This window comes from Anabaena sp. CS-542/02 (assembly GCF_028331085.1).
GTDB lineage: Bacteria > Cyanobacteriota > Cyanobacteriia > Cyanobacteriales > Nostocaceae > Anabaenopsis > Anabaenopsis arnoldii.
Map to the genome: position 1 here is coordinate 1 of NZ_JAQMTM010000039.1, position 16,603 is coordinate 16,603.

The following is a 16,603-nucleotide window of genomic DNA, read 5'->3' on the forward strand; positions in this document are numbered from 1 at the left end:
CGCGTTGGCAATAGTCTTAATTCAATACTTGATATCGTATTATATATCAAGTGGGCGATTTTCTTAACTCACTTATGTCAATGCTTGTCAACATAAGTATACTTTTGTCTATAAAATAGTCAGCTTAGGACTAGCTCACAGATATTTAATCATGAGATGAGCGAAATATATGACTATGTTCGGGATGGTATAAACGGGATCTCCGAACTAGGGGCGTAGCCCATGGACGTTGTGCGGGTGAAAGTGCGGGACTAATGATGTAAAGTGTGGTACGAATTAGGTTTTCTTCATGGGTACAGTTTGCCATTTCCCCCAGAGGGACAACCATGATTTTCTCATCAGGCCAACCAATGCGAAAGCAAATTGCTACTGGGGTGTCCTGGGGATAATGTGCTAAAAGTTTGGCTTGGGCGGTTTCTATGTGACGCGCACTTAGATATAAACACAGACTAGCTTGATGTGCTGCTAGGGCGGCTAATTCCTCCGATGGGGGAACGTGGGTACGTCCACTGGTGCGGGTGAGAATAATGGTTTGAACTAAACCGGGTACGGTTAATTCAATTTTGAGCTTCGCCGCTGCAGCTTGAAAGGCGCTAATACCAGGGATGATCTCAAAGGGGATATTAGCCTCCGCTAAGAGTTGCATTTGCTCATAGATAGCACTGTAAAGGCTGGGATCTCCAGAATGGAGACGGACTACAGATTTATGCGATCGCACTGCTGCAATCATCAGTGCTAGAATTTCCTCTAAGGTCTTATTTGCAGTGGGAATAATTTCCGCATCTTCTCGACATAAATTTACAATTTCTTCCGGTATTAAAGAATCAGCAAATAAAATTACATCTGCAAGGGACAAGAGTTTCTGGGCCTTGACTGTTAATAAATCGGGATCTCCTGGACCTGCTCCCACAATATAAACTGCTGGCTGGGTAATATCTAGATTATTTTTCATACAAATAATAATGACTTATTTTCTGTAATTTACGCGATATCTAAATGCGAAAAACTTTTTTTTGGTATTTTTGCTCTAAAGTTCCGGATTGCTCCCTAATTATTAGTAGAGATGAATGGTAGATGCACCCTGGTTAGGCCCTAGAGTTTACTCTGGGGCATTTTTTCCTTTTCCCTATATATCCCTCATTCCTTCATCCCGATGGGGAGGCGGAATTAAATCAGGTAAAGGGCGTTTAAATAAGTAGAGCCAAGCTAATCCAGCTAGTCCCAGCACAATAGCAATTAAACTGACAACTTGTGCAATACGAAGGGAACCCAGCATTAAACTATCAATGCGAAACCCTTCAATCCAGAAGCGTCCTAAACTGTAGCCCACCACATAAAATAAAAATATTGTCCCTAAGCGCCAGGGTGATTTCCCAGATAAACCCCGGAAAAATAAAGTAATCAGCAAAACGAATACTATTAAATTCCACAGGGATTCGTAGAGAAATGTGGGATGAAAATATTCAAAATTAACTAAAGCTAAAGGACGGTTTTGTGGGGGAATATATAGCTTCCAAGGTAAATTAGTAGGACGACCAAAGGCTTCGGAGTTAAAGAAGTTCCCCCAACGTCCAATTGCTTGTCCTAAAATTAGCGAAGGGGCCACTAAATCAGCTAATTGCCAAAAAGAAACTCTATTGAGTTTAGCAAAGATTAAAGCTGCTAAAGTACCACCAATAATCGCTCCGTGAATGGCAATACCTCCTTGCCAAATAGCGATGATCCTCTCTGGATGCTGCTCATATTCTGACCATTGAAACAAAACATAATAAAGCCGCGCTGCGGGAATCGCCCCAATCACTAACCAAATTGATAAATCAGCAATCAATTCTGGATTGACATGACGGCGCTTTGCTAGATACTGGGAAAGGCTCACACCGATGATGACTGCTATGGCAATTAACAATCCATACCAGCGGATACTGATAGGCCCTATGTCCAGGATCACTGGTCCGGGAGAAGTAAATTCAAATGCTAAAGGCAAAGTGTAAATATCCAGTCCCATGTAAATTACGAGTTGCGTTCCTGGTAAGACATATTTATTATGGCAGAACTAACATTAACACTGAAGCTAGTATGAAAACTGTATGAGGTATTTACACCTGAGTCATTTTGTGTTAAACTGATCATGCAACGTAAGGGTAAGACATACCCAAGGTTAAAGCTTGTGGAGAGAACCACCTCTAGAACAGATACCGCAAGGGATTTAGTCTAAGTGGACTCGTTGAATCAAGAATCTCCGTATCTTTAGAGCGGGAAGTGTCAATAGAGTAGCTTTGGTATATTGAAAATTTTGTGATTGCTATTTATCCTGGCAGCTTTGACCCCATCACTTTAGGTCACCTTGATATCATTCAGCGTGGTAGTCGGCTGTTTGACCGGGTGATTGTTGCTGTACTACGGAATCCGAATAAAGTACCACTGTTTACTGTACAGGAAAGATTAAATCAAATTCGGCGCACTACTCAACATCTGACGAATGTGGAAGTGGATGGTTTTGACGGTTTGACTGTTAAGTATGCCCAACAAAGACACGCACAGGTTTTACTACGAGGCTTACGGGCAATTTCCGACTTTGAAGTGGAGCTGCAAATGGCTCATACTAATAAAACTATTTCCACTCAAATAGAAACAGTTTTTCTGGCAACATCTAATGAGTATAGTTTTTTGAGTAGTAGTGTAGTAAAAGAGATTGCAAGGTTTGGCGGATCTGTTGATCATCTTGTTCCCCAAGAAATTGCCCTGGATATATATAAATGCTACAATCACACCTATCCCACGACCAATTGAATGACAACGGTAGTTATACCCCCCCGGAGGAGTATATCAATGGAACCGAAAGCGTCAACATTATCGAGGAACTTAATCGTTTAGAGGATTTAATTCTCTATGGTTTTTGTATTCCTTTCACGGGACGCACTATAGTTAATGAAGATAAGCTGATTGAGCAAATCGATTTTATTCGCCTGTCTTTACCAGGGATTTTTCAGGAAGCTGCTTTTGTCCTGCAACAAAAGGAAGAGGTTCTGCTGGAAGCTCAAGAGTATGGACGACAAATTATAGAAGCGGCTCAAGCTAAACGAGGGCAAATTTTAGCTGAAAGTGATATCCTCAGGGAAGCCGAACAAAAAGCCCAGGAGTTGCGCAGACAAGTTGAGCAGGAATGCGAGGCGATGATGCAAGCTACTCTGGCGGAAATTGACCAAAAGCGCCGCAGTTGTGAGGAGGAGTTGGAGCAGTTGCGACGAACTGCTATAGCTCAAGCTCAAGAAATCGAAAATGGCGCGGATGAATACGCTGATACCGTCCTGGAAAATATGGAGAAGGATTTGCAGGAGATGTTAGGTATTATTGTCAATGGTCGCCAGCAGTTGCGCTGTAATACACCTCCTACGAATAGTAGAATTTAGTGACACCCAAGCTCATGTATCTGATTATGTTGACTTGATGCGATCGCCCAGGGGATAAAGCATCACCTGGATAAGATCCCCCACTTCTATAAAAATTGATGGTGAGAACTCGGGGATATGAGTAACGAATAAAAGCGATCGCACTGGCGTTTTGTCAGTCAACAGTCAACAGTCAACCTATACCTAAACTTTTATGACTAATAAGTAATTTCACTCTAGAAGATGTAAGTAATCTATACGCACAACACACCGCAGCCACTGGGCAAATCTTTACCCCCCAAGCTATTAACCACGCCTATGATTTAACCCAGGGTCAACCTTGGTTAGTCAATGCTTTAGCTAAGGAAGTTACAGAATATTTAGCAGAAGATACCAATATCCCCATCACTGTAGATTTAATCAATCAAGCCAAAGATATACTAATTCAAAGGCAAGACACCCATTTAGATAGTTTAGCAGAGCGATTGCGCGAAGATAGAGTTAAAGCCATTATTCAACCCATGTTAGCCGGGGAAGAATTACCAGATGTACCTAATGATGATATTCGTTTTCTCCTAGATTTAGGATTATGTCGGTATCATCCCATCAGAGGTTTAGAAATTGCCAACCCCATATATAGAGAAGTTTTACCTAAAGTTTTAGCCTATACCCCCATTATGTCCCTAGGGGTGATTGAACCTGAATGGTTGAGTGCTACTGGTGAATTAATCCCAGAAAAATTATTAGACTTATTATTAGACTTTTGGCGACAACACGGGGAACCGTTATTTAAAAGTACCCCTTACCCAGAAATTGCGCCCCACTTAGTATTAATGGCATTTTTACACCGTGTCGTTAATGGTGGTGGTAGCTTAGAACGGGAATACGCCATAGGCTCCGGGAGGATGGATATATGTCTGCGTTATGGGGATGTAGTCTTAGGGATGGAATTAAAAGTATGGAAACAGGGTAAACCGGACCCCTTGCAGCAAGGATTGATACAATTAGATAAATACTTATCAGGACTCAATCTAGATACAGGATGGTTAGTAATATTTGACCGTCGCCCCAATTTACCCCCCATCAGCGATCGCACCACCACCGAAATCACCCAGAGTCCTCAACGCAGAAATATTACAGTAATTAGGGGATAGCTGGGTAATCTATCCCAGTCAACCGTCAACAAAACAGCGATCGCACTAAGCAGCCGGGTAATAAATTACCCGTCTGATAGCGAAAGTCCACTAAAAGTGGACTATTAGGTTAAATAGGGTACTCTAGGTAATGGTTATTAATGGCATTTATAATGTTATATTTAACACTCAGTCGGATTAATCCGACTTCAGCTTTTAGACGGGGGTTTCTAACCCCCGGCTCCCTCCCCATTATCGAGCTTCATGGCGATAGCGAAGCGCTGCTGCAAGCAGATCGCCTATGCATAAGCGATCGCCCTTCCGTCACCCGTGGTCGGTGAGCGGAGTCGAACCGTCACCCATCACCCGTGGTCGGTGAGCGGAGTCGAACCGTCACCCATCACCCGTGGTCGGTGAGCGGAGTCGAACCGTCACCCATCACCCGTCACCCGTGGTCGGTGAGCGGAGTCGAACCGTCAACCGTCAACAGTTTTTCTATAAAGTGTAGGTGAAGTCATTTACCAACATTCCCGGAACCAGACTACCTCCTAATTGACGACTCTCATAAGTTCCCACATCGGGGATGAACTCTTGAAAGTTGGTGAACTCTACAAGATTATCTCCCCAGAAACGATAGAGACTTTCATCAAAGCGTAAATTTTCAATCGGGGCGATGATTTCCCCCTGTTCTACCCAAAAACAAGCATAACGAGTCATCCCGGTAATTCTCCCGGTGGGGCGATCGCTCCAGTTGAGGTAATGTAAATTAGATATATATAGTCCTGTATCTAAACTCCTGAGAATCTCGTCAACGCCTAAATTACCCGGACTGATGTGGGGCGATCGCAAGGTTTCCGAGCTATTAGCACCGTTGGCGATTTTACCATATTCCTTAGCGGTGCGAGAATTAACTAGAGTATTAACCAAAACCCCCTGTGTAATTATGGGTAACTCAGGAGCTACCATTTCTCCTAATTGATTAAATCGGGGTACAAACCCCTGTTGAAAGTTTTCTGTTAAACTAAACTTAGGGGATAGTTGTTTTTCTTGCCGTGATAGCATAGCCAAAGCACTGTTTCCCTGTTGTAAATCAGCCTCACTCACCGCTGACCAGGAAAGCATATCTAATAAATCTGCTACCGCAGCGGGAGCAAAATAAGTTTTATACCGTCCCGGTGTCAATTGTTTAGCTGGACGGGAAAGTAATTCTAGTTGGGTTTTAGCTGCGCTCATCTTGGCGATGTAAGCGCTGTCATCCCAATGACTACCAGCAAGGATGACTTTAACTGCTTGTCCACAGGTATCAAATAGGGAATAATCTAAGGTAAAGGTATCAGTGGTAAACCAGTGTTTTTGACCTTGAGAATCAGCATAGGCTTTAATCACTAACCCTCCGGCATAAAGACCAGTAAAGTCTAAATCCCCCACCTGGGCTAATATAGTTGTAACTACGGATGCTTGTGGTAATAATTGCCCAGAATTGACTTCGCGACTAATATTATTGCCTGATGGTAACACTAAATAGGGGTCAAGGGGTAAAACTTGCAATTCTTCCCGCAGTTCGAGTAATGCTGTGTGTGCTGCGAGGGAGTCTATTTCCCTGTTCCCTGTCAGGGGAAAACAGCGAAAGCTGCGGCGCTGATTTTCCATTAAAGTTAATTCTATGGAACCGTCAGCAACTACACCTGTTTGTCTGACTTTCCCATGGTTAAAACGAGTAAATTGGCTGTGTTCGCTGCTGAGTCTGAGGGTAAATTCTTCCGTGACTGTTTTTTCTATCAGTAGTGTTTCTATAAGTTGATTGAAACTGTTTTCTAAAGTCATGGGGTGTTTTTGAGGGGGAATTTCTGGGGATAGTTAGGGATGAGTGGGGTTTAATATAGTAAAAGTTGCAGGATACTTGTGGGTGGGGTAAGCAGTTGTTTAACCACCCCCAAAAACCTCCACATTAGCAAACACACACAGGGGTGAACCATGTCCTACCCAAATGGCTTGATTAGGTTCACCCTTACCACACATGGCGGTACCATACATTTCCCAGGTGTCAGCATTGCCTATGTGGGTGAGACTGTGCCAAAATTCCGGGGTAGTGGCTCTATAGTTGGGGTTGCGTAGGGTTTTGGTGAGTTGACCGTTTTCAATTAGTTTGGCATATTCACAACCAAATTGGAATTTATAACGGCGATCGTCTATTGACCAGGAGCGATTGGATTCCATGTAAATTCCCTGTTCTATACCGCTGATGATTTCTGCTGTGGTTTGGTTCCCTGGTTCTAGGTTTAAGTTAGCCATGCGGTCTATGGGGGGACGGTTCCAGGAACAAGCACGAGCGCAAGCTACACCGGGTATATTGGCTCTAGCTTGGCTTTCTAAGCTACCTAGTCCCCTTTGTAGTACGCCTTGTTTAATTACATATTCTTTTGTGGCTACTGCGCCTGTATCATCAAATCCGTAGCTAGCAAACTCACCGGGTACGGTGGGGTCAAAGGTGATGTTCATTAGGGGTGAACCGTATTCTAGGTTACCAAAGTCACTGGGTTTGACAAAGCTCCCCCCGGCGTAGTTGCGTTCATCTCCTAAAATGCGGTCAATTTCTAGGGGATGTCCGACGCTTTCGTGAATTTGCAGCATCATTTGGTCAGGTGCTAAAAGTAGCTTGGTGCGAGTGTTGGGACATTCTGTGGCGGTTAGCAGTTCTACTGCTTGCTCCCCAACTTGCTGCACTCGCTGCCATAATTGCTCTTGTTTTAATAGCTCCCATCCGCCTTGATAGCAGTGTGCTTGCCAACCATTGTTACTGCGTTGTTGGACTATTTTACCATCTTGGGCGATCGCGCCGTAATGTGTTCCTAGGGAGACAATTTTTTGATATACTTGGGAACCGTTGCTGCTGACAAACCAAGTTTCTCTTTCGGTGGTGGTGGCGCTGGCTGAGGTTTGAACAATTTTGTCATGAACTTTTAACCCCTGACATATACGCACCAAGAAATTATTGATTTCTCCAGGACACAAACCATCTAAGGGTTCCAGGTAGGGTGAGTTATATTCCCCCACTACTTTAGGGCGTTGATTGGCGTTAAAGGGATATATCCACCATTTGCTTGCTGCTAGCGCTTGTTGATATGCTGTCTGGGCTGCTGATTGTAGTGATGGTAATTCTAGGGAGGTTGTGGCTGCATAACCTAGACAGCCATTAACTAAAACTTCTAGCATAGCTCCCATGGTGGAAGTTTTACCGTTGATTTGGGGTAACCCATCCCGCACATGACGGGTGGATGCGTTTGTCTTGACGGCTCTAATTCCAATCCAATCAGCTGCAATGTTGAGATTAGCGATCGCTTGTGTAAGTTCAGACCACATATTGATATGAAATTATGAATATAATTAGTAATTAATTATTTATACTATAAAATTACAATGGCTAAACCCCAAACTCCCGCACCAAACTATACAGCTGCGGGAATAGGTTGATTTTTAATGGCCATTTTGGCTGTCATCGGCAACAAATGCAGTGCTGACTTTGCCAGTGGTATCAAATATATAAGAAGGTCTCCATAAGTTGGGTAGTCTGCGTAGCTCCGGAAATTCCCGCCGGAGAATTCTGCAAGAACGACCTTGAAAGGCTTTTACTACCTGAGCAATAGAGTGATGATGGTCATACTCAACTTGTAAATAAACTTGATCTGGCGCGATTTCTAGAGCTTTAATCATCCATTTTTTATCATCAGCAACAGTCTGAAATACTTTGATACACTGTTGCTTAAGAAGTGCGCTCTCGGCAAATATTCTTTCATGTCCGTAGGTCATCCAGATCAAGTGAACACTGACTAAGCCAATGGCATCACTGTAATGATTGTATAGAGGTTGCATTGAGATGTCTATTCTTTTTCTGCAAACAAAATGGTATCATATTTACACTATGCCTAAAGTATAACTTAACAAAAACCTCACATTGTCTATATCAAGGTGAAATCTAAAATTTCCATTAACTTTCCGCCGTGGGAGCAGATTTTTCTTCACTTAATAACTTCGGCTGTAAATAAAGATTTTCTACCAGTACACCTACACCCGCTACCCAAGGGGGGACAATTACAGCGCCAATAATTCCTAAAACTTGCGTTCCTCCCAGTACAGCTAAAAGTTGATATAAAGGACGCACTCGCACAGAAGAACCCACTAGCAGGGGGTCAAGGACATAAGTTTCTACGTTTTGAATAATCACAAATAACAGCAATACCCACAGAAAAGTCAAGTCACTTTGGGGAATGGCGACAATTAAAGCGGGAATTGCTCCTAAGACTGGACCGACAAAGGGAATTAAGTTAGTAAAACCCGCAATTACACCGAGAGCTAAGGCAAATTCTGATAGTCCTAAAATCCTCAATCCCACGGTAATCACAACACCGAGAATGGCGGAAACTAAGACTCGTCCTTGAATATATCCTCCCATGCGGCGAGCAATCGGGATAACTTGCTCCCTTAGACGTTGGTCCCAAGGTTGGGGAAACAGACTCACCAGACCTTGAATTAAGTTTTTACTTCCAGCTACCATATAGGCAGATATGACCAGGGACAAAATCAGATTTACTACCCCCCCAATAAAGCCACGAGTAAAGCCGAAGGAACGTACAAGTAGCTGTTGACTCGAACGCAGTAACCAGTTAGCTACTGACTGGAGGTCAAAAAATTCTTCCACTGACTCTATTTGAGTAATTCCCAGTCGCAGGGCGAGATTTTCCGCAGCATTCCACAAATTATCTAAATACATCGGTAGTTTACTAGCTAGTCGCTGAATCTGTTCCGAAACCGATGGACCAATGATTAAGCCTGCGCCAATTAATCCAGAAATTAAGCTAACATAGACGATAATTACCCCTAGCCAACGGGGAAGACGTATTTTTTCCGCGGCGTTGACTAAGGGGGCGATCGCAGATGCCAAGACTACGGAAATCATTAAAATTACTAATAAGCTCCGTAATTGCCACAGGAGGACGACGACGAAAAAGGTGGCAACAATGAGGAAAAGGTCAGACAAGGAAATAGACTTACGCTGTTCAGACATATTTGATTATGTAGTCATTAGTCATGAGAAAATTCCATAGATGGCGGTGGAATTTTGTGATGATCATCGGTAATAATGGGGTAAAACAGCTGCCATCACTGTTGTGTATTCCCATGCTAGTACGGCAGGGTAGAAATCTACCATCTCTTCCTACCTATGCACCACTTAGGAATTAACATTATTTTTTGATATTTGATTACATCTCTATGGAAACATTAGTTACTCCCGAATTGACAAAAATGGATGCACCAAAGCAAGGAATCCCAGTGACAATTATTACTGGTTTTCTTGGTAGTGGCAAGACGACTTTATTAAATCATATTCTCAGTAATCAACAGGGGTTAAAAACTGCGGTTTTAGTAAATGAATTTGGGGAAATCGCTATTGATAATGAGTTGATTGTGTCTACGGAAGAGAATATGATTGCCCTGAGCAATGGTTGTATTTGCTGTACTATTAATAATGATTTGGTAGATGCGGTTTACCAAGTTTTAGAACGCCAAGATAATTTAGATTATTTGGTGGTGGAAACCACGGGACTAGCTGACCCGTTACCAGTTGCTTTAACTTTTCTGGGTACGGAGTTACGAGATTTAACCCGTCTGGACTCAATTATTACGGTGGTAGATGCAGCTAACTACAGCTTGGATTTATTTAACGCTGAGGCGGCATATAGTCAAATTGCCTATGGTGATATCATTATCCTGAATAAAGCCGATTTAGTTGATGAGGCGGATTTGAGGAATTTGGAACGGAAAATTAATGATGTTAAAGAAGGTGCGAGAATTATCCGCACGGTGCGATCGCAAGTTCCACTGGGTTTAATTCTCAGTGTGGGTTTGTTTGCGTCTGACAAGTATTTTCAGGAAGTGGATGACCATGACCACTCAAACTGTGACCACGACCATCATCACCATCACCATCACCATTCTCACCATTTAGAAAATGACGGTTTCAGTTCTGTTTCTTTCCAAAGTGACCAGGCTTTTAGTATTAGAAAATTTCAGTATTTCTTAGATAACCAATTACCGACAAATATTTTCCGAGCTAAAGGAATTATCTGGTTTGAAGAAAGTCCTAACCGTCATATTTTCCACCTTTGTGGTAAACGCTTTACTCTAAATGATGATGAATGGAAAGGTACACCGAAAACCCAGTTAGTGCTAATTGGTCAAAATTTGGATGGGGAAGCTCTGATTTCTCAGTTAGAAAACTGCATTTCTGAACAGGAGAAATAAGGAGCAGCTCACAGAAGTGGGTTTTCGGTGCTTTTTTACCTTGGTTTTCCTAGGGTGGTGACATATATCACTGCTTCGTCGGCGGGAATGCCTAAAATATCATTAACTTGGTCGTCAAAGAAGCCACCGATACCACTGACACCTACACTCAAATGGGTGGCGGCTAAATTTAGTCTTTGTCCTAAATGTCCAGCATCCATGTGTAAATAACGGTAAACGCGATCGCCATATTGAGCGATCGCGGATTTAAGATCAGCCGTATGGAACAGGACTACCGCAGCATCCCGGCCTAAATCTTGTCCCAAGCAAAGAAAGTGTAACTCTCGGCGAAAGTTTTTGAAGCGAATTTGTCGTAATTCTTGCGCCTTGGGGGCGTAATAATAACAACCAGACTCTAAACCATTCACCCCACTAACGGCAATAAATGTTTCAATTAGGTTGGTATCAAAGTAGTCCGGAGAACTATCTAAACCTTGGTCGAGGTAATTTTGGGGTTGATAGGTGAAATCAAGTAAACTTTTGAGTTCATCCAAGGTTAAATCATCACCACTGTAGGCCCGGGTAGAACGTCGCTTATACATGGTTGTTTCTAAACCTGACAGCTTTGCTCCCCAGTTAATGGGAGTGGTAGCGGTGGGAACTTTCAGACAGAAAGGAAAATTGTATTTATCTTCTAAAAGATTCTCAGACTTAGGGGAGGGTAAATAAGTCTGATGAGTTGCATCTGCGGTAATTTCGGTGCGGGAGTGAAAATATTTGAGTAATTCACCATCGGGGATGGGCGGATAATTGGTTTCACTGGTGGAAGGTAAAGCTGTACATCCTGGTGGTAAATTTTGTTCGATATCTAATAAATCTGCCAAGGCTAGAATAGCCAAGGCTCCCTCTTGTTCCGAGTCAATATACAATAGGTCATTCACGGCTTCATCCACAAAGCCACCAATTAAGTGGGGGCGATAGTCATTCATGGCTGCTGCTAGCTCAATATTGCCCAGCAAGTGCCCTGTATCTAAAAAAATGCGGCGGTAGGCTCTATCCTCATATCGCCAGGCTGAACGATAAAAAACCCCGGTAATGATCATTGCTAATTGGGTATTTTCCATGGCTGGATGGTCAAAACAAGCTGACTGCAAAGCTGTCCAGACATCACTTTCCCAATAATGCATCAGAGAGTGATCCCGACATTGGTAGTTATATAATCCCGGTGGTAATAACCCCGTACCACGGGAAACTAGATAAACTTCCGCCGGATATAACCCCCCCGCACTGGGAGCAGCTCGTAAGTATACTGCACTACCCATGGAAGGCATTCTGGCTGTGAGTCCATAACTGCGAAACAGTAACCGCGAAAGTCTCCGCCACCATTGACCATCGGGGTTATCAGCCAGTGTCTGTGCTGTTTCTTGAATATAGGGCTTGAGGTCGAAGGTAGTACCAATTTTGTATTCTTTAAAGGGTACTGGTTGTTTAGCCCAGTCTAAGCCTTGAGATTTAGAGGCCAGGGTTTCAGGATCGTATTTAGTCCGTTCGTGGTAGTGTTGAGCAATGGATTCGCGTAGTTCTGGCATATTAATTTCAATACTCTTGGCTGGTTTATCTTGATCTTGGCATTCATCAGCCCCATTGTTTCGTGTTAATTCGTACAAAGTTTAAACTTACCTTAGGTTTTAACCTGTCTAGCGCTTATATCCAAAAAAGTAATGTCTCTACAGTTTATTTCTCTTCCCCGTTCCACACCTCAACCCCCGACAGGTTTAATTGTCTGTTTACATGGTTGGGGTGCTAATGCTGAAGATATTGCATCTTTATCGCCGTTTTTTAAGTTACCTGATTACCAGTTTGTGTTTCCTAATGCACCGTTTCCTTTTCCCAATTCTTCTACTGGGAGGGCGTGGTATGACCTGAGAATGGAAAATATGTATGTAGGTTTACCCGAAAGTCGGGAATTATTAATGGGTTGGTTGCAATCTTTAGAGAGTATTACTGGTGTACCTTTGTCCCAGACTATTTTGTGTGGTTTTTCTCAGGGTGGGGCTATGACTTTGGATCTGGGGTTAAAATTGCCCTTAGGGGGTTTAGTGGTGATGAGTGGATATTTACACCCTGATTTAACAACCACGACTAAAGCTGATTTTCCCCCATGTTTAATTATGCATGGTAGGTATGATCAGGTTGTGCCACTGGCGGCCGCTGTCAAAGCACGGGAGTTTATGGAGTCCCTGGGGGTGGGGGTGCAGTACCATGAGTTTGATGTGGGCCATGAAATTCAACCCCAGATGTTAGATGTGCTACGCAATTTCGTGGTCAATGTGATTGGGTAGTCTGGGGTACAATTTTTTTCCGCACTATGGTAAAAAAATTGGAATTTTTTCGGAAATATGGCCTCTCTAATGAGTAAGATAGATTGGGTGGCAGCTTCACAGCTAAAACTCAAGTCATGCTGGGTCTCCACGTTACGGAGGTTGTGGTAAGAATTCTGCATAAGGGAGGGGCAAGCATTGTGAAAACTTTAAGCATTTCTCAGAAAAACATTTCCGCTATGACTACTACGGATGTGCAAGAGTTGGCTAATCGTCTGGAAGTAGATAATTATAGTAATGCCTTTGAGGGTTTAAATGATTGGCATCTATTGCGTGCGATCGCCTTTCAGCGTCCTGAGTTGGTTGAACCCTATATCTACCTCTTGGATTTAGAAGCCTACGACGAAGCATAATAGTTTGATAATTAGGAGTTATGTAATAACTCCTAATTTTTGACCATGCTCTATCTCCAGCCCCAAAATCCAAACCGCAACAAAAGGGTAATCATTGCTGTTGGTGGTGGGATCGCAGCCTACAAGGTCTGTGAATTGGTTTCCAGCTTGTTTAAAACTGGGGTGGAAATCCGGGTAATTCTTACCCAAGCTGCACAACAATTTATCACCCCTTTAACTTTGGCTACCCTCTCTCGGCATTGTGCATACACAGATAATGATTTTTGGCAAGCAAATCACTCCCGACCCTTGCATATTGAGTTGGGAGAATGGGCGGATTTGTTGGTAATTGCCCCTCTGACCGCTCATACTTTGGCTAAGTTAGCTTGTGGTCTGGCTGACAATTTACTCACAAATACTGTGCTGGCTTCTAGTTGTCCGGTGTTGTTAGCACCAGCCATGAATACGGATATGTGGGCACAGGTGGCGGTGCAGCGCAATTGGCAACAGTTATTGACAGATACCAGGTATCATGGTATGTGTGTAGGGTCGGGTCTGTTGGCTTGCGATCGCATTGGGTCCGGGAGAATGGCAGAACCAGGGGAAATTTTAACTTATATCCAATCTCTGTTACATACTGGTGGTAAGCGAGATTTAGCAGGGCAGAATGTCTTAATTAGTGCCGGGGGAACTAGAGAATATATTGACCCGGTGCGGTTTATTGGTAATCCCTCCACAGGTAAAATGGGGCTAGCTTTAGCACAAGCAGCCATGCACCGAGGCGCAAAGGTCACCTTGGTACATGGTCCTGCTAGTTGGGAAGTACCTTTAGGGGTGGAAGCTATACCTGTGGTAAGTGCAGAGTCTATGGCTGCGGCGATGAAATCTCACCTACAGGATGCTAATATAATTATTATGTCGGCGGCAGTGGCAGATGTCAAGCCTAAAAATTATAGTACACAGAAGTTACCTAAGCGATCGCTCCCCAGTTCTTTACCCTTGGAACCAGTACCAGATATAATTGCCCAGTTAGCACAACTTAAACAACCATCACAGCTATTAGTCGGGTTTGCAGCACAGACGGGGGATATCATCACCCCAGCGCGGGCTAAGTTGCAGTATAAAAATTTAGATGTGATTGTTGCTAACCCCATTGATCAACCTGAGAGCGGTTTTGCTAGTGACAATAATCAGGCGGTTTTTTTAGATAAACAAGGAAATCAGGTACAAATTCCCCTAGGGTCTAAATTACAACTAGCACATTGTTTATTTGATTTTTTGGGGTTATTTCACCCAGAGGCGCTGAGGCGCAAAGAATGAGAGTCAGAGTAGGAAAAGTTGTTATTTTTCGGTCTCTTCGGCATTTTCCTTATAATGTGTGTAACACCTGACTAGTTCAGGCTAATTTTTTTTACAGTGAAGGGTTTGCAAATGTTTACTGTGTCAGAGATTCCCATTGTGGGGATAATTTTATTAATTGCTGTGGGTATTTTAGGTTGGGGCTTTTATCGCGCTAGACCCTTTGGGAAACTGGGAATCTTAGCCTGGTTACAGTCCGTCGTGTTGATGGTTCCCTGGTTACTGTTTTTTGGTTTGTTTGCGGCGGGCATTGATATTAATATAGCTGGTATATTGATTTTAGTAGTCAGCTCTGCAGCGTTATATATCTTCTTAGGTAGACAGTTACGCGCTGCTGGACAAGATGCAATCATTAAACAACAGGCCACCGAAAGGTTAGCCGGGGATTCTGCACCTACAAGAGAAAATACTCCCCTGGTATTAGCAGAACTGAAAATTGAAGCTGTACCAATTCCCGAGGAAGATTTAAGCGCTATTCGCTCTATTTTTGGTATTGATACGTTTTTTACCACAGAAACTATCTCTTATCAAGAAGGAGCAATATTTAAAGGTAATCTGCGGGGGGAACCAGAAGCAATTCACAACACCCTAACCGCCAGTTTACAAGCCAAATTAGGGGATAAATATCGGCTGTTTTTAGTGGATGGTACAGAGGGTAAACCGGTAGTAATTATTTTACCTAGCCGTAATGATCCCCGTCCGATGTCATTACAACAAAAGTTCTTTGCAGTCATTCTCTTGGTCGCAACTATCGCCACCAGCTTAGAAGCAGCGGGGTTGTTGCTGAATTTTGACTTTTTTACCAATCCCGGACGCTTTGCAGAGGCTTTACCCATTGCTGCGGGGATATTTGCAATTTTAGCAACTCATGAAATCGGTCATTGGTTAGTAGCTCGTCGTCACCAAGTCCGCTTAAGCTGGCCTTTCTTTTTACCAGCTGTGCAAATAGGTTCCTTTGGTGCAATTACTCGCTTTGAGTCTCTGTTACCTAATCGTAAAGTCCTATTTGATATTGCTTTGGCTGGGCCTGCTGCTGGTGGTATTCTCTCCTTATTAATGTTAATTAGTGGTTTGCTACTTTCCCACCCCGGTAGTTTATTTCAATTACCTAATCAGTTTTTCCAGGGTTCTATTTTAGTAGGTGGTTTAGCGCGGGTGGTTCTGGGTTCGGCCTTACAATCATCTACGGTTAGTGTCCATCCCCTGGTAGTGATTGGTTGGCTAGGATTAGTAGTTACAGCTTTGAATTTAATGCCAGCTGGACAATTGGACGGTGGGCGGATTGTCCAAGCAATTTATGGCCGCAAAACCGCAGGACGCGCAACTACAGCCACTTTAATTCTACTGGGTCTGATTTCTTTAGGCAATCCCCTGGCTATTTACTGGGCGGTAGTGATTTTCTTGTTACAAAGGGATTTGGAACGTCCGACTTTAAATGAAATCACCGAACCAGATGATACTAGAGCCGCTTTAGGTTTATTAGCACTGTTTTTAATGATTACTACTCTGTTACCTTTGACTCCCGGTGTGGCGGGAAGATTAGGGATTGGCGGTTAATTAAGGGGAGGGGACTTGATTTTATTGTTACCCTGTTCCCTGTTCCCTTTAGTGTATCAAATATTGTTTGACCCATCCCTAACCCTCCCCGTGCAAGGGGAGGGGACTTGATTTTGTTGTTTCCCTGTTCCCTGTTCCCTGTTCCCTGTTCCCTGTTCCCTGTTCCCTGTTCC

15 protein-coding genes and 2 pseudogenes are annotated in these 16,603 nt (G+C 43.2%); 9 read left to right on the forward strand and 8 right to left on the reverse strand.

The features are described from left to right. Window positions 1-145: 145 nt before the first annotated feature. Together cobM and lgt are read right to left on the reverse strand one after the other, a co-directional pair. Window positions 146-952 carry a precorrin-4 C(11)-methyltransferase gene (cobM, locus tag PN447_RS03485; RefSeq protein WP_271760861.1) on the reverse strand — a complete coding sequence of 269 codons (807 nt, stop codon included), beginning with the start codon at window positions 950-952 and terminating at the stop codon, window positions 146-148. A gap of 174 nt (window positions 953-1,126) precedes the next feature. Continuing rightward, a complete protein-coding gene (gene lgt, locus PN447_RS03490) occupies window positions 1,127-2,005 on the reverse strand; it encodes a prolipoprotein diacylglyceryl transferase (RefSeq protein WP_271760863.1) in 879 nt (292 codons plus the stop codon). A 290-nt stretch (window positions 2,006-2,295) separates the two neighbouring features. Here lgt and coaD point away from each other — a divergent pair. After that, window positions 2,296-2,787 (forward strand): annotated as a pseudogene (coaD, locus tag PN447_RS03495) (pantetheine-phosphate adenylyltransferase); the annotation flags it as partial. Next, window positions 2,757-3,410: a DivIVA domain-containing protein gene (locus PN447_RS03500; RefSeq protein ID WP_271760867.1), complete on the forward strand. Its 654-nt coding sequence runs from the start codon at window positions 2,757-2,759 to the stop codon at window positions 3,408-3,410. The pseudogene coaD and the gene PN447_RS03500, both read left to right, overlap by 31 nt. A gap of 24 nt (window positions 3,411-3,434) precedes the next feature. Here the strand turns inward: PN447_RS03500 and PN447_RS03505 are convergent, their stop codons facing one another. Next, on the reverse strand, window positions 3,435-3,572 hold the full coding sequence (locus PN447_RS03505) for a hypothetical protein (protein ID WP_271760868.1): 138 nt from the start codon (window positions 3,570-3,572) through the stop codon (window positions 3,435-3,437). A 38-nt stretch (window positions 3,573-3,610) separates the two neighbouring features. Here PN447_RS03505 and PN447_RS03510 point away from each other — a divergent pair. Beyond that, window positions 3,611-4,543: pseudogene (locus PN447_RS03510) on the forward strand (ATP-binding protein); the annotation flags it as partial. Window positions 4,544-4,683: 140 nt separating this feature from the next. Then, a complete protein-coding gene (locus PN447_RS03515) occupies window positions 4,684-4,863 on the forward strand; it encodes a hypothetical protein (protein ID WP_271760870.1) in 180 nt (59 codons plus the stop codon). Window positions 4,864-5,017: 154 nt separating this feature from the next. Here the strand turns inward: PN447_RS03515 and PN447_RS03520 are convergent, their stop codons facing one another. The 4 genes from PN447_RS03520 to PN447_RS03535 all read right to left on the reverse strand — a co-directional run bounded on the left by PN447_RS03520 (window position 5,018) and on the right by PN447_RS03535 (window position 9,584). After that, window positions 5,018-6,346 carry a TldD/PmbA family protein gene (locus PN447_RS03520; protein WP_271760872.1) on the reverse strand — a complete coding sequence of 443 codons (1,329 nt, stop codon included), beginning with the start codon at window positions 6,344-6,346 and terminating at the stop codon, window positions 5,018-5,020. Window positions 6,347-6,445: 99 nt separating this feature from the next. Further along, window positions 6,446-7,882, reverse strand: coding sequence for a TldD/PmbA family protein (locus tag PN447_RS03525; RefSeq protein ID WP_271760874.1), 1,437 nt, complete (start codon window positions 7,880-7,882; stop codon window positions 6,446-6,448). A gap of 114 nt (window positions 7,883-7,996) precedes the next feature. Continuing rightward, on the reverse strand, window positions 7,997-8,392 hold the full coding sequence (tnpA, locus tag PN447_RS03530) for an IS200/IS605 family transposase (protein ID WP_271732785.1): 396 nt from the start codon (window positions 8,390-8,392) through the stop codon (window positions 7,997-7,999). 115 nt (window positions 8,393-8,507) lie between these two features. Then, window positions 8,508-9,584, reverse strand: coding sequence for an AI-2E family transporter (locus tag PN447_RS03535; protein ID WP_271760875.1), 1,077 nt, complete (start codon window positions 9,582-9,584; stop codon window positions 8,508-8,510). A 206-nt stretch (window positions 9,585-9,790) separates the two neighbouring features. Between PN447_RS03535 and PN447_RS03540 the strand changes: the two genes are divergently transcribed. After that, window positions 9,791-10,822, forward strand: coding sequence for a CobW family GTP-binding protein (locus tag PN447_RS03540; protein ID WP_271760876.1), 1,032 nt, complete (start codon window positions 9,791-9,793; stop codon window positions 10,820-10,822). Window positions 10,823-10,857: 35 nt separating this feature from the next. Here PN447_RS03540 and PN447_RS03545 read toward each other — a convergent pair whose 3' ends face one another. Next, window positions 10,858-12,390, reverse strand: coding sequence for a SagB/ThcOx family dehydrogenase (locus PN447_RS03545; protein WP_271760884.1), 1,533 nt, complete (start codon window positions 12,388-12,390; stop codon window positions 10,858-10,860). Between the two features lie 132 nt (window positions 12,391-12,522). On the opposite strand from PN447_RS03545, the gene PN447_RS03550 reads away from it, so the two are divergent. The 4 genes from PN447_RS03550 to PN447_RS03565 all read left to right on the forward strand — a co-directional run bounded on the left by PN447_RS03550 (window position 12,523) and on the right by PN447_RS03565 (window position 16,430). Next, entirely contained in the window at window positions 12,523-13,143 is a 621-nt protein-coding gene (locus PN447_RS03550) for an alpha/beta hydrolase (protein ID WP_271760877.1), read from the forward strand. Between the two features lie 179 nt (window positions 13,144-13,322). After that, on the forward strand, window positions 13,323-13,535 hold the full coding sequence (gene isiD, locus PN447_RS03555; RefSeq protein WP_271760879.1) for a protein IsiD: 213 nt from the start codon (window positions 13,323-13,325) through the stop codon (window positions 13,533-13,535). A 45-nt stretch (window positions 13,536-13,580) separates the two neighbouring features. Next, window positions 13,581-14,834, forward strand: coding sequence for a bifunctional phosphopantothenoylcysteine decarboxylase/phosphopantothenate--cysteine ligase CoaBC (coaBC, locus tag PN447_RS03560; protein WP_271760881.1), 1,254 nt, complete (start codon window positions 13,581-13,583; stop codon window positions 14,832-14,834). 111 nt (window positions 14,835-14,945) lie between these two features. Beyond that, window positions 14,946-16,430: a site-2 protease family protein gene (locus PN447_RS03565; RefSeq protein WP_271760883.1), complete on the forward strand. Its 1,485-nt coding sequence runs from the start codon at window positions 14,946-14,948 to the stop codon at window positions 16,428-16,430. The last annotated feature ends 173 nt before the right edge of the window (window positions 16,431-16,603 follow it).